The sequence below is a fragment of the Paenibacillus amylolyticus genome (genome assembly GCF_051136285.1).
Lineage (GTDB): Bacteria > Bacillota > Bacilli > Paenibacillales > Paenibacillaceae > Paenibacillus > Paenibacillus amylolyticus_F.
On record NZ_CP194938.1, the window covers coordinates 1 to 19,474 of the forward strand.

Sequence of the window (19,474 nt, forward strand, 5' to 3'; positions counted from 1 at the left end):
TACATGAATTACGTTGATAGAGCGCAGTAGCGGCTTTGTCCCTGTTACAGAAAGTCAGGGTTTGATGGAACCTGATACATACAAGGGCTGCGAATTACACTCTGGAGTACTTGGGTAATGCCAAGCGGATGGGCAAACGATAACTTGCTGAAAGTGGTATGGATTACTGATTTGAGCGTATGAACGTTCGGAGAGGTTATCCATGCAAACTGGGTGGTACCACGGTTATTCTAATCGTCCCTGTGTCTATGAAGACAAGGCGACGATTTTTTTGTGTCCAAAAATCAAAGTAGCCGTTTGAATTCGTAGCAGAACGTAAGTCATGACTGAATTTTGAGCAAAGAAAAGGGGTTATTGGAATGAATATTATTGAAGAACTACAGTGGCGCGATGCCATTAATCAACAAACGGACGCGGAAGGGCTACGTGAACTGACGGAAACGAAAGCGATCTCCCTGTACTGCGGGGTAGACCCTACAGGTGACAGTATGCATATCGGACACTTGATTCCGTTTATGATGCTGAAACGTTTCCAACTGGCCGGTCATCGTCCGGTGATCCTCATTGGCGGCGCCACAGGCACCATTGGTGACCCAAGCGGTCGTCAAGCTGAACGTTCTCTGCAGACGTTGGAACAAGTCCAAGCCAATGTAGATGCGCTGACTGCGCAGATGAAAAAGCTGTTTGTAACCGAAGGTGATAATCAGGTTCGTATGGTAAACAACTACGACTGGACACATAAGATTAACGTCATTGAATTCCTGCGTGACTACGGGAAAAATTTCAACCTGAACACCATGCTGGCGAAAGATGTGGTGGCAAGTCGTCTGGAAGGCGGAATTTCATTCACGGAATTTTCCTACCAGATTCTGCAATCTCTGGATTACCTGCATCTGTTCCAGACCGAGGATGTGCAGCTGCAGATCGGTGGTTCTGACCAATGGGGTAACATTACGAGTGGTTTGGATCTGATTCGTAAAAAAGAAGGGTCCGAAGCGAAAGCATTCGGGTTGACCATCCCATTGATGCTGAAATCGGACGGTACGAAGTTTGGTAAAACAGCTGGCGGTGCGATCTGGCTTGATCCGAACAAAACGACACCGTTTGAATTCTACCAGTTCTGGGCGAACACGGATGACCGGGATGTCATTAAATACTTGAAATACTTCACATTCCTGAGCAAAGAAGAGATTGAGGCTTTGGCGGTGAAGGTAGAGACAGAGCCGCATAAACGTGAAGCACAGAAGGCCCTGGCCGAGGAGATGACCAAGTTTGTTCACGGCCAAGAGATGCTGGAGCAGGCGAAGCGCATTACCGCAGCACTGTTCAGTGGCGATATTCGTTCCCTGACAGCAGATGAGATTGAGCAGGGTTTCAAGGAAATGCCGACCTATGAAACAGACGGTGAAGCTAAAAATATTGTAGACTGGCTTGTGGATCTGGGCTTGGAGCCATCCAAACGTCAGGCTCGTGAGGACGTGACCAAAGGAGCTATCTCCATGAACGGTGAAAAAATCACCAAGCTTGAATTCACGGTATCTGCAGAGCACGCAATCGGCGGTAAATTCATCATTATCCGCAAAGGTAAAAAGAATTATAGCTTGGTTAAACTCCAATCCTAGTGACTAAGAGTGCGAGTGTAACATATGCTTGTAAACTAGCGACATTACAGGTGTGAGTAGTCACGTTATACAATCACAAATCAAACAATCAAAAAGACCGTCTCCCATTTCTGTCAGATGACAGAGGAGAGACGGTCTTTTGTATAACAAGCTGGTAGCTAGCTATATTCTAATGTTGATTGACAATCGCGGTGATCTCTTCATCCAGATCCAAGGTGACATCTTCACGGTACGCACGAATATTGTACTCGCTGTGCAAGTAGCGAAGAATCGCTTCAATCATATTGGATTCCACAAGGAACTGACTGCGTCCCTGAATCCAGACTTCTGCGGAGTAACCTGTATCTTCTTCCCAGCTCAGTTCTACATTAACGTCCGTAGGTCGTACACCTTTGCGCTCTGCCATGTGAATGCAGATCGCATTCACAATCTCATCCATACTCAGAACCATAGACCTTAGTACCGTCCGTTTCTGTTACGATCATCGTCACGGTCGTCACGACGGTCATAACGGCCATCTGCTGCAGGCTTGCGACGATTGGTAATCGCTCTGAACAATGCCATAGCGAGCATTACAATCAGCATAATTGCTGCTACGTTAACGAGCAATCCAAGAATGTTACCCAGTGCTCCCATGCCGCCAAAGAGTCCGCCGAACAGCATACCAGCAAGACCACCCAGCATCATACCTTTCATGAATCCGCCGCCACCGCCAAAGAATCCACCACGGTTATTCGCAGCTGCGCCAGTATTGGAATTGTTACGGGAATTCGACTGACTTACGTTATTGTCGGATTTCTTAGGGGTATTGCTATAACTTTTCGTACCGGATTTAAATCCGCCGCCTCGTCTTGCATCAGCACTGTCCGGATTCGTAACACCAACCGTTGCGAACAGTAGTGTAAATGCCATGAAAACCATCATTAGATGTTTAACTCCGAATTTTTTCTTCATTGTATAGATCGTACCCCCTGATTAAATTTGTTTAATTTCCGCCCAAAATGGGCCTTACTCATGTAATACGGGTCCACCTGTTGGAACGTTTCAAAATTTAATTTAAATTTCTGAAATACTTGGACTTGGGTCTTGAATAGCAGCTTGACCATCGAGAAGCTGGGTCACCCAATGACACCATTCCAGACCCGTCTGGGCATGCATTAACCCTTTTTGTACCAGAATGTAGCTTCCAAAATCCCGGTTGCCTACACGAAGGTTATCCTGCGGTATCCGTGATTTCAGATCCTCGTAATAGCGTATGCGCTCCATAAACCAGCTTTTACGCTCGTTCAGAATGCGTCTCATACTGCCGTCTTCAGCAATCCCGACACAGAGAATACGAAGATTGAATTCATCACGTGTAACGGGAGCCGTAACCGGAGTAATCATCCACTCCAGTAACTTCTGAATGCCTTTTTCCGTAACTGCATACATTTTTTTGTCCGGTTTGTCAGACTGTTGTACCCAGCGGGAGGCGAGTAACTCATCGTTTTCCATCTTGGACAGGAGCGGGTAAATCTGGCTGTGTTTGGCCTGCCAATGCGGCTGAATCTTCAGCATCAGATCATAACCGGAAGACTCCTCGCGGGTAAGCAGCCCGAGCAATCCGTAGGAAAGTATGTTCATGCACATGTCTCCTTAATATTAGGGCTAGGCCAACGAAAACAAACGTTTTGCGTTCGTTGACCGCTTTCATAAAAGTGTACACTGAAACTGTATGGTTTGACAACCTGAGAGGATAACTGCCTCAATTTAGACAAAAAAAAGTGCGAACCATGAAGGTCCACACTCCAAACCATTTAGAGAGATGCCTGCTGTTCATACCCGTCAGCGACAAGGTCAAGTTCGCCCGTAGCCGAGTCAATGACCATACCGTGAACAGGTACATTGGGAGGAAGTAATGGATGTTTCTTGATGACTTCCACAGTTCCTTTTACCCCTTCTTGTACACTATCAAACCCGCGCAACCATTTTTGAAGACGGATGCCCGAATTTTCAAGTGTGGACATGACCTCTTCGGAAACTCCACGTTCTTTCATGTGACCAATCATCGTTTCAGCATGCAGAGAAGCCATACCACACTCTGTATGACCTACCACCAATACCTCGTCTGCGCCCAGCTCATAGATAGCTACCAGCACGGAACGCATAACACTACCAAAAGGCTGGGAGATGATTGCGCCTGCGTTTTTGATGATTTTTACATCGCCATTCTTCAGATTCATCGCTTTCGGCAGCATCTCGACAAGACGGGTATCCATACAAGTGATGATTACCATCTTTTTGGTTGGAAACTTGCTAACCGTATACTTCTCGTATTCTTTAGTCTCGACAAATGATTTGTTGTAAGCCAAAATCTCTTGAATGTTGTTCATGTCCATTGCCTCCTGTTATCCAATACGACGAGCACGGTCATTTGCATGAGATGCAGCCTGTCCTACACGCCTTTGATTAGTTGAATGCCGCGATCAGCAGACCGCGATATTCTTTTTTGAAGTAGAATAATGCAAGATGCTTCTGTCAAAAGTTGATTATACGCAATGCAAAAAGTATCATCAATAGGGTGTACAAATTTTTTTTGAAGAGGTGAACGGTAACAATGGATAAACAAACACAGCAGCAATTGCAATCTTTCCTTATTCTGGCCCGTAAAATAAAAAGTTATCATGAAGCCATCGGTTTGCTTCACTGGGATTTGCGCACAGGAGCGCCGAAAAAAGGAGTTCCGACTCGCTCGGAAACGCTGGGTATGCTTTCGACCGAAGCATTCAAACTGCAAACTTCCGCTGAGATGAAATCTTATCTGGATACATTGACTGAGCCGAACGTGCTGGAACAACTTGAAGATACCGACCGCCGTCTGGTAGACGAATGCAAGAAGGAGTATGATCGCAGTCAGTCAGTTCCGCCGGAAAAAGTCCAGACATATACTGTGCTTACCGCGAAATCGGAGACGGCATGGGAAGATGCCAAACATAACAGTGACTATGCCGGTTTCTTGCCATATCTCACGGATATCGTGAAGCTCAAACAGGAGTTTATCGACTACTGGGGTGTCAAGGATACAAGGTATGATACCTTGCTGGACATGTACGAACCCGGCCTGACTGTGGAAAAGGTAGATGCTGTATTCGCCCGCCTCAAGGCACGTCTCGTTCCACTTCAGGAGAAAATCAATGCGGCTGAGAACAAGCCAAATACTGATTTCCTGAAACAGATTTTTGAGACGGATCAGCAGGAGAAATTCAGTCTGTTCATCCTGGAACAGATGGGGTATGACTTTGAAGCAGGGCGTCTGGACGAAAGTGTGCATCCATTTGCAACAGGCCTGAATCCAGGTGACGTCCGGATTACGACCAACTACCTGCAGGACGATGTAACAAGTGCCATCTTTAGCTCCCTGCACGAAGGTGGACATGCCCTATATGAACAAAATATCGATGAAAGTCTGGCGGGTACATTGCTGGCGGAAGGCACATCGATGGGCATCCACGAGTCACAGTCTCGTCTTTGGGAAAATATGATCGGGCGCAGCCTGCCCTTCTGGACACGTTATTACAAAGATCTGCAGCAGCATTTCCCGCAACTGAGTGAAGTGAAGCTTGAAGATTTCTATCGCGCCATTAACCGGGTAGAGAGCTCTCTGATCCGAATTGAAGCGGACGAGCTGACTTACAATTTGCATATTATTATTCGTTATGAGATTGAGAAAATGCTGTTCAATGAAGGTCTTGAAGTGAAGGATCTGCCAGAAACATGGAACTCCAAATACAAGGAATACCTCGGAATTATACCAACCAACGATGGTGAGGGTGTGCTTCAGGATGTACACTGGTCCGGTGGAGATTTCGGTTATTTTGCATCTTATTCTTTGGGTAATATGTATGCTGCACAGATCATGCATACGTTGCGTAAAGAAATGCCGGAGTACGATCGTCTGATTGCTCAAGGTAACCTGCTTCCAATCAAAGAGTGGCTTACAAACAAGATCTATCGCTATGGTAAGAGCCGTACTCCGTCGGAGTTAATTGTTGCGGTGACCGGTGAAGAACTGAATCCGGATTACCTGGCTGACTATTTGGAAGCCAAATATACTGAAATTTATAAATTATAATGTGCCTGATGGAGGTCAATCAGAAATTTCTGGTTGGCCTTTTTTTGTGTGCAAGTTCTTAACCTTTTAATGGGCCTCGGCATATTCATAGTAAAGAGAAGCTGCTGAATCCAGTAAAGGAGGGAAATAGGATGAAATATACGCCATGGTTTGTGCGGGGCATTGTGATTCTGTTGATTCTCATTGTGGCGCTGACGAGCTGCAACAAAGAAAAGAACGAAGGCAAGATAACGATTGGTGAAGTGACTCGTTCTGTGTTTTACGCACCGGAATATGTATCCGCGGCTCAAGGTTTTTTTGCAGAAGAAGGGCTTGAAGTCGATATACAAACAACGGCTGGCGGCGATAAAACGATGGCGGCATTGCTGGCGGGTTCGGTGGATATCGCGCTGGTGGGAGCAGAAACGTCCATCTATGTTTATCAACAGGGGGCAGAAGACCCGGTCATTAACTTTGCTCAGCTCACCCAGACGGACGGAACATTTTTGTTCGCACGAAATGCCCCGGACAGCTTTGATTGGGAGCAATTAAGGCAAAGTGTATTTCTCGGGCAGCGCAAAGGTGGCATGCCGCAAATGGCCGGGGAGTTTGTTCTAAACAAACATGGTATTAACCCGTCAAGTGATCTGGAACTGATTCAAAATGTGGATTTCGCCAATATTGCGTCTGCCTTTGCTTCAGGCACGGGGGATTATGTCCAGCTGTTTGAACCGCAGGCATCGATCTTTGAACAAGAGGGCAGAGGAAAAGTAGTGGCATCGTTTGGAACGGAAAGCGGGAATCTGCCTTATACGGTTTTTATGACCAAACAAAGTTATTTGAACGAAAACCAAGAGCTTGTACAAAAATTCACGAATGCTTTGCACAAAGCTCAACTTTGGGTGGACTCTCATACAGCGGAGGAGATTGCACAAGTGATCACGCCGTTTTTCAAAGACATTGACCCAGCGATTCTAACCAGTAGTGTAAAGCGATACAAGGAACAAGGCACGTATGCAACAGATCCGATCATTGATGGCGATGAGTGGAACAATTTGCTGAGTGTGATGAGAGCTGCGGGAGAATTAAAAGAACGAGTTGAACTGAACACCATTGTCAATCCGTCCTTTGCAGAACAGGCACTCCAGGGAAGGAAGTGAGCATCAATGGCTGATTCCGGGAACGTGATCCGACTGGAGAATATCTCTCATGTGTATGTCAGTGAACGCGAAGCATCACTTGTCATTGAGGATTTAAGTCTGGAGATCAACCAAGGAGAATTTGTGAGTCTGGTAGGACCGAGCGGATGTGGCAAAACAACGTTATTGTCGATTATGGCTGGACTGCTGAAGCCCACACGAGGAACGGTCGAAGTTGAAGGCAAGCCAGTTCATGGACCCTCTGCCCGGATGGGTTATATGCTGCAACAGGACTACCTTTTCCCATGGCGCACCATTCTGGACAATGCACTGATCGGTCTTGAGTTGACAGGCAATCTGGAAGCGCAGAGCAGAGAGCGTACTCGTGAACTTCTGATCAGTATGGGGCTTGGCGGGACAGAGGAACAATATCCGTCTGAATTATCAGGGGGTATGAGACAACGTGTAGCCCTCGTTCGAACACTTGCCACAGACCCTGCAATTCTCTTGCTGGATGAACCTTTCTCGGCACTGGATTATCAGACCAAACTGCAGCTCGAAGATCTCGTCTCGGATACGTTAAAAGAGTATGGTAAAACCTCTGTGCTGGTCACACACGATTTGTCAGAAGCGATTGCGGTCAGCGATCGGGTCATTGTACTGGATCGTAATCCTGGACGTATCCGGCGAGATTTCGACATTCCTGAACATATTCGACAGGCACAGCCCTTTCATGCAAGGGAACAAGAGGGCTTCAATGAGCTGTTTCAGTCGCTGTGGAACGAACTCGTTCAGTCTGGAGGAGGTGAGAAAGATACGTGAGTCAAAACCATTCAGAACAAGGCAAGCAGGAAGTACGTGAATTATGGCTGGAAGAACTTCATCGTGACCACAATCGTAAGATGGCTAAGTGGCGGCATCATATTCTTGCGGTTCAGCTGTCCATCTTAGTCTGTATGTTTCTACTGTGGGAGCTGGCGGGCAGACTGCGGTGGATTGATGTACTCCTCTTCAGTTATCCGAGTAAAATCTTTGGACAGATGGGCAAGGATATTGCCAGCGGTGAAATATGGGCACATGTCGGGGTAACCGTAGGTGAAACGGTCGTCGGTTTTTTACTGGGGACACTTGTCGGAACGTTGCTTGCTGTTCTGATCTGGTGGTCTCCTTTTTTGTCCAAAGTCCTCGACCCCTACATGGTTGTGTTTAACAGCATGCCCAAGGTTGCGCTCGGACCGATTTTTATCGTGATGTTCGGAGCTGGATTTACAGCCATTGTGATGACCACGCTCTCCATTACGGTAATCATTACAACACTCGTTGTATACAACAGTTTTAATGAAGTTGATCCCAACTATATCAAGGTCATTCGCACATTTGGAGGGGATCGTTCTGAAATTTTTGCCAAGGTTGTGTTCCCTGCTTCATTCCCTACGATTGTATCTACGTTAAAAGTAAATGTGGGTATGGCCTGGGTGGGGGTTATCGTGGGTGAATTTCTGGTAGCCAAACAGGGGCTGGGTTATTTAATTATTTACGGATTCCAGGTATTCAACTTCACACTTGTATTATCGAGCCTGCTGATCATTGCAGCCGTAGCGACCGGGATGTATCAGCTGGTCGTCTATGCAGAACGTAAGCTGTTAAATGGCCGTAGAAGATAACTCGAAATAAAGGGTAGCCGAGAGATTCGTTTATAATCCTTCACCATATGTACACAATTTCACAAAAGGTGTCACGTTGCCCCCAATAGTAAAATCAAGTAGGATATTTAATGGAAGGAAGTACTTCAGTGCCGGGCAGAAACACAGACGATTAGCGGCTGTCCTTTGGCAGCAACTACTGATTCTGATGCAGCAAGGGCCGTTGTTTCTTCTTCGTAGTATGTTTCTGTGACCGGCATGTTTTGCGCATGCCGGTTGATGTCGTCTAGTTTGTAACGGGTTGAGTCATACTAAACAGATGACATATGGACTACGAACTTTTGTACAGCTTAGAGGAGATGGAATGTTAAATGGGTTTTAGAGTCATTAAAACAGCAATCGCAGCGCTGATGGCTGTACTGATTGCGGACTGGTGTCGTTTGCCAGGACCTACGTCAGCAGGTTTGCTTGCGATTCTGGGCGTAGATGTAACTAGAAAAAGGAGTATTCGAACGATATCGGCACGTTTCTTTGCCTCGGTAGTCGGTCTTTTGTTTGCAAGTGTACTTTTTCACTTTCTCGGCTTCCATTATTGGGTGCTGGCAGTATACATACTAACGGCTTTCCCGGTCATTGTTCGGGTGGGCTTTAAGGAAGGCATAGTTACAGGTTCAGTCGTGGTGTTTCGGGTATTTAGCGGTGGAGAGATGGATGTGCATGTCATTCTCGTACAGATTGCTCTGCTCTTGATTGGCCTTGGTTCTGCAATGATTGTGAATCTGGCTTATATGCCGGCGGCTGATCCACAGATGTTCCGGATACGTAAACGGATTGATGAGTTGTTTTCGAAAATTTTCCAGGAGTTCGCGACAACCTTGCGTAACCCTAATGAAGTATGGGCTGGCAAAGAATTAATTGAAGCGGATAAAGCCGTACTCGGTGGAATCGAAGCGGCCAAACGTTCACTGGAGAACCAGGTCATTCATCCGAACGAAGGCTGGAGTGTATACTTTTATATGCGTAAAACCCAACTGGATTCCATCCAGCACATGATGCACCTTGTATCCCAGGTCTATCAGAAGATGCCTCATGCCGAGATGGTGGCGGAGTTGTTCGACCAGCTCAGTCAAGATGTGTTGACCGAATCGTATACCGGACGGACAGAAAAACTGCTGGCGGATGTGCAGGAAGAATTCAGACAAATGGAGTTGCCCGATACACGTGAAGAATTCGAGATGCGTTCCGCTATTCTCCAGCTGTGCCGCGAGCTTTCAATGTATCTGAAAATCGCCAAGAAGGACAAAGCTCCCTCTCCAATATCAGATCGCTCCCAATCTGTAAACGAATAATAGAAAATAGTTGTCACCCTAGACGGATGTCCTGCATACACTTGTAGTGAATGATTGTATGGAGGAGGTTTAAAGATGTCATTGAGTCATAAACATCAATGTAGAGAGATTATCACGAAGGCGATCTGCGGCAAAGGTCGTAAGTTCTCTACCGTAACACATACCGTGACTCCGCCAAATGGTCCGACCAGTATTTTGGGGGCTTGGATTATCAACCACCAGTATGAAGCCGTATCAGCGGGGGACGGGATTGAAGTTATTGGTACTTACGATATCAACATCTGGTATTCCTATGACAAAAATTCTCAGACAGATGTAGCTAAAGAAACGGTATCGTATGTAGAACATGTGCCTTTGTCCTACCTGGACCCGAAACACCGGACTTCCACAGTAGAGGTATCTGCGGATGCAACGCAGGAACCTAGCTGTGTGGAAGCCACAGTGTCCTCGGGTGGCGGCAGCGTAATTATCCGGGTTGAGCGGGAATTCGCTGTAGAGCTCGTGGCTGAAACGAAAGTCTGTGTGAAGGTATGCACAGATGGATGCGGTGATTACGAAGACAAGGATTATGACTATGGTAGCGCGGATGGAGACTATGATGATCTCGATCCAGACCTGCTGGATGATGAGCTGTAAGTTGCTCATCCCGAATGGAAATTTGAATTTCCATAACCTAAGGTATCATATGCACCACACGGTGCGGTGAAGAGGGCGTAAGCCCTCTTTCTTTCATAAAGTACAAAAAATGGGTTGTGACGAGCCTGATCATGTACCTGAAGAATCTAACGGGAAGGCTCCGCAGCTGCGGAGTCTTTTTTTTGATAAGCAGGAGTATGGCGAGAGGGGGGATGGAATGAACGTCATGGAAGAAGCCGAAGAGGCTGTCCGGGCTTATACACGTCTGAGCTCTGGTGCACGAATAGCGCGGTTAAAACAGGCGGGGGTCGAAGTGCTGACCACAAGGGATCAGCGCCAGCGGGAACCTGGGTTGCGTGTGCGATATGATGTAGATATCAGTTGTCTTCAGGCGATTCGGGTTAGACGCAAAGACACAAGCGGAATGGGAGCAAGGCAAGAAGGGGAACTGGAGCGTGAGTCAGCTTCATCCGTGTATAAACGTGTAGAGCGCCTTGCGATCAAGACCTTGTACACATTAGGGCTGGATCACGGAGCTGTCCGCTTGGAATCTTCGGGGAATGGTGGGTGTGCAGTCATTTCGGTTGATCCAAGCCCGTGGAAAGGTGTAACAGACCTTCCTGTGCTTTACAGGGAAAGCTGGCAGCGACATCAGGATTTATTAAATCAGGAACGGCAGGGCGACCGGGTTCCTGTGCTCGGGATGGACCCGGAGTTTCTATTGGTGCAGATGCCTGAGTCCAAAATCGTACCTGCCTCCCGTTTTCTCGAACGAACGGGTGTCGCAGGTTGTGATTCGGTAACGATTGGAGGCAGACGTGTGTATCCCGTTGCCGAGCTTCGGCCCGCACCGAGTGCTGAGCCGCGTGAGTTGTTGTCTCATCTGCTGCGGGCTTTTGCGGCGGCCTCACGCAGCATTAGTGATCCCTCTTTGATCTGGCAGGCAGGGGGAATGCCGCAACGAGGGCTTCCGCTAGGTGGTCACATTCATTTTAGTGGTGTGCAACTGACGGGCAGATTACTGCGTGCACTGGACAATTATTTGGCGCTGCCACTCGCAGTGCTGCAAGATCCGCGCGGATCGGGCAGACGGCCGAGGTATGGGACACTCGGTGACTTTCGCCTGAAATCTTATGGCGGATTTGAATATCGAACCTTGCCGAGTTTTCTCGTTTCTCCCGTGGTGGCCAAAGGTGTGGTTGCCCTCGCAGGTCTGATCGCGTGCAACTACGATGAATTAAAGCAGTATCCTCTGGCGGAAGCGAAAATACATTCTTCGTTTTATGAAGGGCAGCGAGAAGCCATGATGGCATCTATTCCCTCGCTGATGGATGATCTCAAGCAATTGAGCGCATATGCTCGTTATGAGCGGTATGCGGCTCCTTTGATGCGGCAGTTCAGACGGGGGCATACCTGGGATGAGAGCCGGGATATCCGTAAACTTTGGAATATTCGGGCAGGTTCATGAAGAAGCGGCATTTTTTTGTTATAATGAAATATAGGACTTTTAATACGTTAAGATACGGAAGATATGAAACGGTATGCCCTTGAAGGAACAGGCGGATAGCCCGAACATAAGGCGGAGGTGCGTTTTTGGTGCCTGACCGCCTTATTGCCTTCCAGGGATATATCTTCCTGACATCATAGGAACGGATGGTGGATCGATATCATGGCTCAGTATACGCCAATGATTCAACAATATTTGCAAGTGAAGGCCGAAGCACAGGATGCATTTCTTTTTTTCAGACTCGGTGATTTTTACGAAATGTTCTTCGATGATGCAATCAATGCTTCAAGGGAACTGGAAATCACATTAACAGCACGTAACGGGGGAACGGACGACAAAATTCCGATGTGCGGCGTGCCCTATCATTCGGCTGAAAATTACATACAGCGTCTGATTGAGAAAGGGTATAAAGTAGCCATCTGTGAGCAGATGGAAGATCCGACAGTAACCAAAGGCATGGTACGTCGCGAGATCGTTCGTGTGGTTACACCGGGAACTGTGATGGAAGGCAAGACGCTGGGAGACAAGTCCAACAACTATATGGTATGTCTGACCGGTAACCAAAACACACTCGCTCTTGCTGCCTGTGACCTGTCTACTGGAGAACTGTACGTTACATCTGTCCCTTATTCCAAGGAATGGCTTAAGGACGAAATTGGTATCTACGAGCCGTCTGAACTTCTGGGAGATGCACCCCTTCTGGAACTGGTAGAATCCGAGTCTTCTCCGATTGGGCGTCCGGTGGTCTACACCGCCTGGACCAAAAGCAAGGAAGACCTTGTGCGTCAGCAATTTGGGGAGTCGGTCTGGGCAAGGCTGGAGCCGGAGCGTCAAGCATGTGTAGCCCGCCTGTTTTCGTACCTAAGTGAAACGCAGAAGCGCTCGCTGGGACAATTGACACAGATATCTGCGTATGAGCCGAATCATTATATGATTCTGGACCCGTTTACACGCCGTAATCTGGAGCTGGTGGAAACCGTACGGGAACGTTCCAAGAAGGGTTCATTGCTGTGGCTGCTGGATCGCACAGAGACATCCATGGGGGCTCGAATGATGCGGCGCTGGGTGGATAAACCTCTTTTGCAAAAAGGAAAAATCAATGAACGGCTGGAAGCGGTAGACACCCTGTACAATCAGTTTATTCTTCGTGAGGATCTGCGAGCTGAGCTGAAAGACATCTATGACCTGGAACGTCTGGTGGGACGAATTGCTTTTGGTAATGCCAATGGTCGTGATCTGAATGCGCTCAAATCGTCTCTGGACAAAATTCCGAATCTGCGCCAGCACTGTGAAGCTTCTTCGTCTACAACACTTAGGCACATTGCTGAAACGATGGATGATTGCGCGGATTTACGTGATGAGATTGGACAGGCCATTGTGGACGAACCGCCAGTGTCGGTTAGAGATGGAGGCTTGATCCGCGAAGGTTACCACGCTCGTCTGGATGAGTTGCGAGAGGCTTCGGTGAACGGTAAACAGTGGATTGCCGAGCTGGAAGCAAGAGAACGTGAAGCCACGGGCATTCGCTCGCTGAAAATCGGGTACAACAAAGTTTTCGGATATTATATCGAAATTACCAAATCCAATCTGGCTTCCCTTCCTGAGGGGAGATATGAGCGTAAACAAACACTTGCGAATGCTGAACGTTATATCACGCCCGAACTGAAAGAGAAGGAAACATTGATCCTTGAAGCGCAGGACAAAATGGTCGATATTGAATACGGTCTGTTTGCAGAGTTGCGTGAGCGTCTTAACAAAGAGATTGCACGTCTACAGAAGCTTGCTGAGCAAGTGGCTGAAATTGATGTATATCAATCCTTTGCTGTGATTAGTGCGGAGCGGAATTTTGTGCGGCCTGTGCTGACAGATGGATATGATCTGGTTGTCGAGCAGGGACGGCATCCAGTCGTAGAAGCTGTCATGCGGGATGGGGCTTTTATTGCCAATCACACCAGGATGACCAAGGAAGAAGCACGTATTCTGCTGATTACCGGCCCAAATATGGCGGGGAAAAGTACGTATATGAGACAAGTGGCGCTCATCTCGATTCTGGCGCAGATTGGTTGCTTCGTGCCTGCGGGTCAAGCGGAAGTACCGATCATGGATCGGATATTCACCCGGATTGGTGCTGCGGATGATCTGATTGGCGGTCAAAGTACGTTTATGGTGGAGATGGCAGATATTCAGGTTATGACCGAAAAAGCAACTCCGCGCAGTCTGATCATCATCGATGAATTAGGTCGCGGAACTTCAACCAGTGAAGGGATGGCGATTGCACAATCAGTCATTGAATATGTTCATGACGTGATTGGCTGTAAAGCGCTGGTATCGACACACTTCCATGAACTGGCTCATCTGGAGGAAAGTCTGGACAGGCTGGCTAACTATTCGATGGCGGTTCAGGAGAGCGGAGACAAGGTGAACTTCCTGCGCAAGTTGATTGCTGGGGCGGCAAGCAGCAGTTATGGCATTTATTGTGCACGGCTTGCGGGCCTGCCTGACAGCATCATTGAGCGTGCGAACGGACTGCTACAAGGCTTCGAACAAGCGGCATCACAGGTGGCCGTTGGCAGCGAGTTTACGAGTGAGAACAGAGCGCAATCTGGACAGCAGTCTGGAGCTCAAGCAGCGACTCATTGGGAATCATCGAATTCTGCGGAGGAGCCGTTCATTCGGGAGGATAGTACGAAGAATCTGTCCAAACAGGGACAGCAGGAGGTTGTACAGCTGTCGATCTTCGACGACGAGCAGTCAGCAAGTATGCAACCTACAAAAACAGTTGTGGTGGAAGATAAACCTGCCCGCGAGCTGATCCGTCATATGAAAGAGATTGATGTGATGAACATGACGCCTTTGCAGGCAATGCAAATCTTAAATGAACTTAAATTAAAGGCACAGCAATTATCCTGATTAACCGGGAGGAGGAGAGTCAGTGGCGAAAATTCATGTGCTTGATGAACATATTGCCAACCAGATCGCGGCAGGTGAGGTGGTTGAACGTCCTGCCTCCGTCGTTAAGGAACTGCTGGAAAATGCAGTGGATGCGGGCGCCTCAAAGATTGAAGTTGCGGTCGAAGAAGGTGGCCTGCTTCGCATCCGGGTGAAGGATAACGGCTCAGGTATTGAGCCGGATGATCTGGAAACAGCTTTCTATCGTCATGCAACCAGCAAAATAACCCATGGACGTGATCTGTTCCAGATCACAAGTCTCGGGTTTCGCGGAGAGGCGCTGCCAAGTATTGCAGCCGTCTCCAAGGTGGAAGTGCTGACCGCTAGCGGAGACGACGGACGAGGGCGGCGTATCGTGATTGAAGGCGGTAAGCTCTGCGAGCATGAGGATGCTGCATCACCACAAGGAACGGAGTTTGTAGTGAAGGAGTTATTTTACAATACACCTGCCAGACTAAAGTATATGAAAACCATTCAGACCGAGCTGGGGCACATCTCGGATGTGTTATATCGGATGGCGATGTCGCATGCTCATATTTCGTTCACCCTTCGCCACAATGAAAATACGTTGCTGCAGACGCTGGGTAATGGCGATCTGTTACAAGTGGTCGCAGCCATCTATGGCACGAGTGCGGCTAAAGCGATGCTGCCGATTGAGGGAGAGAACCTGGATTACAAAATTAGCGGTCTGATCAGTCTGCCAGAATGGACACGCGCGAACCGTGCGGGAATGTCAACGATTGTGAATGGTCGATATATTCGTAACTATGGGTTAAACCAGGCGATTCTGAAAGCTTATCACACGCTGTTGCCCATTAATCGTTTCCCACTGGTGGTACTGCAACTAGAAATGCACCCTTCGCTTGTGGACGTGAATGTACATCCAGCGAAACTGGAGGTTCGTTTCAGCAAAGAGGCGGAGCTTTACGAGTTTGTGGAAACCACGCTGCGTAGTATATTGCGCCAGGAGGTATTGATTCCACAAGTACGGAAGCAGCAGATCAGACGTGGAGATGACAGTTCGTTTATTCAGGAACAATTTCTGTTCCCGCGCGGCCCGGTGAAAGAAAAGGATACTATCGAAGGTTATGGTCAGGATGGTCCGCTTGGTAAAGCATTTAAAGACAGTAGAGATGGTGAAGATGTGACGGACACGGGGCAGACGCTGTCTTCCAAAACGTTGTTTTCATCATCTGCTCCAGCATCTCCCGTATCAACTGGAGTAATACAAGACGATCATTCGGATCTGGATGCGCCAGCGGAGCCTGAAACAGTGACAGAAACAAGTGCAGGCACTGCGAATGGGTCAGAATCAGTAGTAGAGCAGCTGGCGTCCGCTGTAACGCAAACGCATCCTCTGCCTAAAGCGCCACCGGAATCTGCTCCAGCATATAGGGAAATGAAGAGTGAGAATCTGGATACAGATACGCGAGAAAGCATTAATGTAAATTCAAGTAAGAATACTGGCGAAAGCGCAGGGGTTAATCCTAACCCTGGCGAAGAGACTGTGGCGAGTGTAACTGAAACCCGAGATGCTGCCGAGGGTCAAACAGGCGCATATCGTTCACCATCTTACAGCGCTCCAGTGAGGGAAAGCCGCACACCTTACACTTCGACAGGTCCAAAAGGAGATCGCAGCTGGAAAAGGACAGCAATGCCTGATCCAGCCAAACTTTCAGCTGCAATGCACTCAGATCCTTCCATGCCTGCGTTCCCTGAACTTAGTCTGATTGGTCAGCATCACGGAACGTATTTAATTGCACAAAACGATGAAGGGTTATATTTGATCGATCAACATGCGGCGCATGAACGGGTGAATTACGAGTACTATTACGAGAAGTTTGGCAATCCGGCTCAGGCTTCGCAGGAACTGCTGCTGCCGATTACACTTGAATTCACACCTTCGGAGACAGAAAAGCTAAAAGCAAGACTTGCCTGGTTTGAACAGGCAGGGGTATATCTGGAACATTTCGGCGGACAAACCTTCCGCGTACGGTCTCACCCCTACTGGTTCCCCAAAGGGGACGAAAAAGACGTTATTGAGGAAATGTCCGAATGGGTTCTCAGCGAACGTAGCATTGATGTGGCCAAGATGCGGGAAGCAGCTTCGATTATGTGCTCCTGCAAAGCTTCGATTAAAGCAAATCAGAAGCTTACGGATCGGGAGGCTGAGGTGTTGATACAGCGTCTGGCTTCATGCCGGCAGCCATACACCTGTCCACATGGACGGCCGATTGTGATTTCATTTTCAACATATGATCTGGAGAAATTATTTAAACGAGTGATGTAGTTTTATAGGGGGATATTATGTATATAACGACGGGTGACAAGGAGGCGGCCACTCTGGTTGAACGTGCGCAAGCACTGGCTGCTTCAACTGGTGGCACCTACGTAGCACGCAACAGAACATCTCTGCCCAAATTGCTTGAGCAGTACGGGATACAGGAGATTCTGGTGGTGTTAAAAGGTAGAGCACGCTTGTTCCGAAAGGATGCGTCGGAGCTTGAATTCCACCCGAGTATGGGGTTTGTACGTGCCAAACGTGTTCTACGTGGAGAGTCTGATCCGATGCTGGAAGCAGGTGCTGTACTCAAAGGAGATACCGTTGTGGACTGTACCGCAGGACTCGGTTCGGATGCACTTGTATTTGCGGTGGCGACAGGTGTTCAAGGCCGTGTAATTGCCTGTGAAAGCTCCGAGCCGCTCTATACACTTCTACTTGATGGCATGTCCCATTATGAGAGCAATGAGCCTTCCATAGACGAGGCGTTCCGGCGCATTGAATTGCGGAATCAGAATCATCTGGAACTGCTTCGTTCTTTGCCTGACAGTAGCTGTGACACGGTTTATTTTGATCCGATGTTCCGTGAACCGATGATGGATTCGAGTGCAATTCAGCCTTTACGGGACTATGCGAATGCCCATGCGTTAGCGGAAGAGAGCATTAGAGAAGCGAAAAGAGTCGCCCGCAAGCGAGTGGTCATGAAAGAAAAACGCGGCAGCGCAGAGTTTGAAAGGCTTGGATTCCAGGTGCTGGATCGGGCCAATGCAAAAACCTTGTACGGAGTGATTAATGTTGAGATCGGAAGTTAAAACAAAACCAAAGCTGCTAGTGCTGGTTGGACCAACCGCTGTAGGCAAAACAAGATTGAGCATTGAGCTGGCACAGGCTTTTAACTGTGAAGTGATTTCGGGAGATTCGATGCAGGTTTACCGAGAGATGGATATCGGAACCGCGAAAATAACGCCGGAAGAAATGAGGGGGATTCCTCATCATCTGATTGACATACATGAGCCGGAATACCCATATTCCGTGGCTGAGTTCCAGGAGAGCTGCACACGTTTGATTCCTGAAATTCATGCACGCGGTAAACTGCCCTTTATCGTGGGTGGAACAGGTTTGTATGTAGAGTCTGTCTGTTATGGCTTTCAATTTTCAGACAGTGGTTCAGACGAAGCTTTCAGAGAAGAGCAGTTCAGCTATGCTCAACAGCACGGGGCACAGGCACTGCATGACCGGCTCAGAGAAGTTGATCCAGCTAGTGCGGATCGTCTTCATCCGAACGACCAACGACGAATTGTACGTGCGCTTGAAATTTTTCATCTTACGGGAGAGAAGTGGTCGGAACAGCTGGCTGTTCAGAAAAAAGAGTCTCCGTATGATCTGCTCATCATCGGTTTGACGATGGATCGCCAGAAGTTATACGCACGCGTCGAAGAGCGAATCGATCTGATGATTGAGCAAGGGCTGGTCGATGAGGTAAAAGTCTTGCTGGAACGCGGGGTTGCGCGGGGGCATATTTCCATGCAGGGCCTGGGCTACAAGGAAATTGCCGCGTACTTGCAAGGAGAAGTTAGCTGGGAAGCCGCGGTGGAATGGCTCAAAAGGGACACACGCCGCTTTGCCAAACGCCAGCTGTCATGGTTCCGCCATATGAAGGACATTCAGTGGGTAGATATGACAGACACTGGAAATTTCGAAGCACATTACAACCATGTGAGCGAACTGATTACACGTAAATTGAATTGACCTTGGTCACACAGATGAAACCTCTATCTTTTCATGAAAATTGAAAAGCTGGAGGTTTTTTTATGATGATAGAATTGCTGGATTTCTTTAGCCGCTACCATATGAAAATAATGCTTCTCCAAATATGATTCAAACAGATTATTTCAGGATAAATTTTAAGTGATCACTCCTCGGGAATAGAGGTTTTTGAGTCAGAATATGTGAGAGTCTGCTCTGCTACTCAGTCAATAAGGTGGCGTTCTCATCGTGTGAATTATCGTAAAAATCAGGAACTATTTACTAGTTGTGTGATGTTATATAACCCGGTACAACGTTGTGCAATTTGTATCAATAAGCCTTGTTACACGGTTATTACGTGAAATTTGTTCCTCTTTTGCAAATCTGAAAGGCAGTGTATAATGGATAAGTCTTCTAATTCCAAAATCTCTGCTTCAGAAGCTGCGGAAAAGGGGACAAGGGGTTTTTGTGGATTATATGAAACTGTTCATGATATAATAGCACGAAAGCTA

The 19,474-nt window shown here is 47.8% G+C and carries 16 protein-coding genes and 1 other annotated feature; of the genes, 12 read left to right on the forward strand and 4 right to left on the reverse strand.

Features of this window, described 5'->3' with window-relative positions; genetic code table 11:
* The first annotated feature begins 4 nt into the window (after positions 1–4).
* Positions 5–245 (forward strand) — a binding site (T-box leader).
* Positions 246–359: 114 nt separating this feature from the next.
* Positions 360–1,622, forward strand: a complete 1,263-nt coding sequence (gene tyrS, locus ACR8BL_RS00005) for a tyrosine--tRNA ligase (RefSeq protein ID WP_434750706.1) — start codon at positions 360–362, stop codon at positions 1,620–1,622.
* Positions 1,623–1,791: 169 nt separating this feature from the next.
* Here the strand turns inward: tyrS and ACR8BL_RS00010 are convergent, their stop codons facing one another.
* The 4 genes from ACR8BL_RS00010 to ACR8BL_RS00025 form a co-directional block, all read right to left on the reverse strand.
* Entirely contained in the window at positions 1,792–2,073 is a 282-nt protein-coding gene (locus ACR8BL_RS00010; RefSeq protein WP_090916857.1) for a YxcD family protein, read from the reverse strand.
* Positions 2,074–2,078: 5 nt separating this feature from the next.
* A complete protein-coding gene (locus ACR8BL_RS00015) occupies positions 2,079–2,576 on the reverse strand; it encodes a hypothetical protein (RefSeq protein ID WP_434750707.1) in 498 nt (165 codons plus the stop codon).
* A 102-nt stretch (positions 2,577–2,678) separates the two neighbouring features.
* Positions 2,679–3,245 carry a PadR family transcriptional regulator gene (locus ACR8BL_RS00020; protein WP_434750708.1) on the reverse strand — a complete coding sequence of 189 codons (567 nt, stop codon included), beginning with the start codon at positions 3,243–3,245 and terminating at the stop codon, positions 2,679–2,681.
* 173 nt (positions 3,246–3,418) lie between these two features.
* Positions 3,419–3,994 carry a beta-class carbonic anhydrase gene (locus ACR8BL_RS00025; RefSeq protein ID WP_434750709.1) on the reverse strand — a complete coding sequence of 192 codons (576 nt, stop codon included), beginning with the start codon at positions 3,992–3,994 and terminating at the stop codon, positions 3,419–3,421.
* Between the two features lie 224 nt (positions 3,995–4,218).
* On the opposite strand from ACR8BL_RS00025, the gene ACR8BL_RS00030 reads away from it, so the two are divergent.
* The 11 genes from ACR8BL_RS00030 to miaA all read left to right on the forward strand — a co-directional run bounded on the left by ACR8BL_RS00030 (position 4,219) and on the right by miaA (position 18,965).
* On the forward strand, positions 4,219–5,733 hold the full coding sequence (locus ACR8BL_RS00030) for a carboxypeptidase M32 (protein WP_434750710.1): 1,515 nt from the start codon (positions 4,219–4,221) through the stop codon (positions 5,731–5,733).
* A 131-nt stretch (positions 5,734–5,864) separates the two neighbouring features.
* Positions 5,865–6,872: an ABC transporter substrate-binding protein gene (locus tag ACR8BL_RS00035; RefSeq protein ID WP_434750711.1), complete on the forward strand. Its 1,008-nt coding sequence runs from the start codon at positions 5,865–5,867 to the stop codon at positions 6,870–6,872.
* 6 nt (positions 6,873–6,878) lie between these two features.
* A complete protein-coding gene (locus tag ACR8BL_RS00040; protein ID WP_434750712.1) occupies positions 6,879–7,673 on the forward strand; it encodes an ABC transporter ATP-binding protein in 795 nt (264 codons plus the stop codon).
* A gap of 80 nt (positions 7,674–7,753) precedes the next feature.
* Positions 7,754–8,515 (forward strand): ABC transporter permease, encoded by a 762-nt coding sequence (locus ACR8BL_RS00045; RefSeq protein WP_434752960.1) that lies wholly within the window; start codon positions 7,754–7,756, stop codon positions 8,513–8,515.
* A 350-nt stretch (positions 8,516–8,865) separates the two neighbouring features.
* A complete protein-coding gene (locus ACR8BL_RS00050; protein WP_434750713.1) occupies positions 8,866–9,843 on the forward strand; it encodes an aromatic acid exporter family protein in 978 nt (325 codons plus the stop codon).
* 75 nt (positions 9,844–9,918) lie between these two features.
* Positions 9,919–10,479 carry an outer spore coat protein CotE gene (locus ACR8BL_RS00055; RefSeq protein WP_090916840.1) on the forward strand — a complete coding sequence of 187 codons (561 nt, stop codon included), beginning with the start codon at positions 9,919–9,921 and terminating at the stop codon, positions 10,477–10,479.
* A gap of 217 nt (positions 10,480–10,696) precedes the next feature.
* Complete coding sequence (locus tag ACR8BL_RS00060; RefSeq protein ID WP_434750714.1) at positions 10,697–11,947, forward strand: putative amidoligase domain-containing protein; 1,251 nt, start codon at positions 10,697–10,699, stop codon at positions 11,945–11,947.
* A 201-nt stretch (positions 11,948–12,148) separates the two neighbouring features.
* Positions 12,149–14,896 carry a DNA mismatch repair protein MutS gene (mutS, locus tag ACR8BL_RS00065; RefSeq protein WP_434750715.1) on the forward strand — a complete coding sequence of 916 codons (2,748 nt, stop codon included), beginning with the start codon at positions 12,149–12,151 and terminating at the stop codon, positions 14,894–14,896.
* A gap of 22 nt (positions 14,897–14,918) precedes the next feature.
* A complete protein-coding gene (gene mutL / locus ACR8BL_RS00070) occupies positions 14,919–17,225 on the forward strand; it encodes a DNA mismatch repair endonuclease MutL (protein ID WP_434750716.1) in 2,307 nt (768 codons plus the stop codon).
* Positions 17,226–17,242: 17 nt separating this feature from the next.
* Positions 17,243–18,028 (forward strand): class I SAM-dependent methyltransferase, encoded by a 786-nt coding sequence (locus tag ACR8BL_RS00075; RefSeq protein ID WP_434750717.1) that lies wholly within the window; start codon positions 17,243–17,245, stop codon positions 18,026–18,028.
* Positions 18,009–18,965 (forward strand): tRNA (adenosine(37)-N6)-dimethylallyltransferase MiaA, encoded by a 957-nt coding sequence (miaA, locus tag ACR8BL_RS00080; RefSeq protein WP_434750718.1) that lies wholly within the window; start codon positions 18,009–18,011, stop codon positions 18,963–18,965. The genes ACR8BL_RS00075 and miaA overlap by 20 nt, the downstream gene beginning before the upstream one ends.
* Positions 18,966–19,474: the final 509 nt, after the last annotated feature.

Coding starts and splice junctions, on each gene's coding strand:
- ACR8BL_RS00045 (WP_434752960.1), top strand. CDS start 7,754: ATGGCTAAGTGGCGGCATCATATTCTTGCGGTTCAGCTGTCCATCTTA.
- ACR8BL_RS00030 (WP_434750710.1), top strand. CDS start 4,219: ATGGATAAACAAACACAGCAGCAATTGCAATCTTTCCTTATTCTGGCC.
- ACR8BL_RS00035 (WP_434750711.1), top strand. CDS start 5,865: ATGAAATATACGCCATGGTTTGTGCGGGGCATTGTGATTCTGTTGATT.
- tyrS (WP_434750706.1), top strand. CDS start 360: ATGAATATTATTGAAGAACTACAGTGGCGCGATGCCATTAATCAACAA.
- ACR8BL_RS00055 (WP_090916840.1), top strand. CDS start 9,919: ATGTCATTGAGTCATAAACATCAATGTAGAGAGATTATCACGAAGGCG.
- miaA (WP_434750718.1), top strand. CDS start 18,009: ATGTTGAGATCGGAAGTTAAAACAAAACCAAAGCTGCTAGTGCTGGTT.
- ACR8BL_RS00010 (WP_090916857.1), bottom strand. CDS start 2,073: ATGGTTCTGAGTATGGATGAGATTGTGAATGCGATCTGCATTCACATG.
- ACR8BL_RS00015 (WP_434750707.1), bottom strand. CDS start 2,576: ATGAAGAAAAAATTCGGAGTTAAACATCTAATGATGGTTTTCATGGCA.
- ACR8BL_RS00020 (WP_434750708.1), bottom strand. CDS start 3,245: ATGAACATACTTTCCTACGGATTGCTCGGGCTGCTTACCCGCGAGGAG.
- mutS (WP_434750715.1), top strand. CDS start 12,149: ATGGCTCAGTATACGCCAATGATTCAACAATATTTGCAAGTGAAGGCC.
- ACR8BL_RS00025 (WP_434750709.1), bottom strand. CDS start 3,994: ATGAACAACATTCAAGAGATTTTGGCTTACAACAAATCATTTGTCGAG.
- ACR8BL_RS00040 (WP_434750712.1), top strand. CDS start 6,879: ATGGCTGATTCCGGGAACGTGATCCGACTGGAGAATATCTCTCATGTG.
- ACR8BL_RS00060 (WP_434750714.1), top strand. CDS start 10,697: ATGAACGTCATGGAAGAAGCCGAAGAGGCTGTCCGGGCTTATACACGT.
- ACR8BL_RS00075 (WP_434750717.1), top strand. CDS start 17,243: ATGTATATAACGACGGGTGACAAGGAGGCGGCCACTCTGGTTGAACGT.
- ACR8BL_RS00050 (WP_434750713.1), top strand. CDS start 8,866: ATGGGTTTTAGAGTCATTAAAACAGCAATCGCAGCGCTGATGGCTGTA.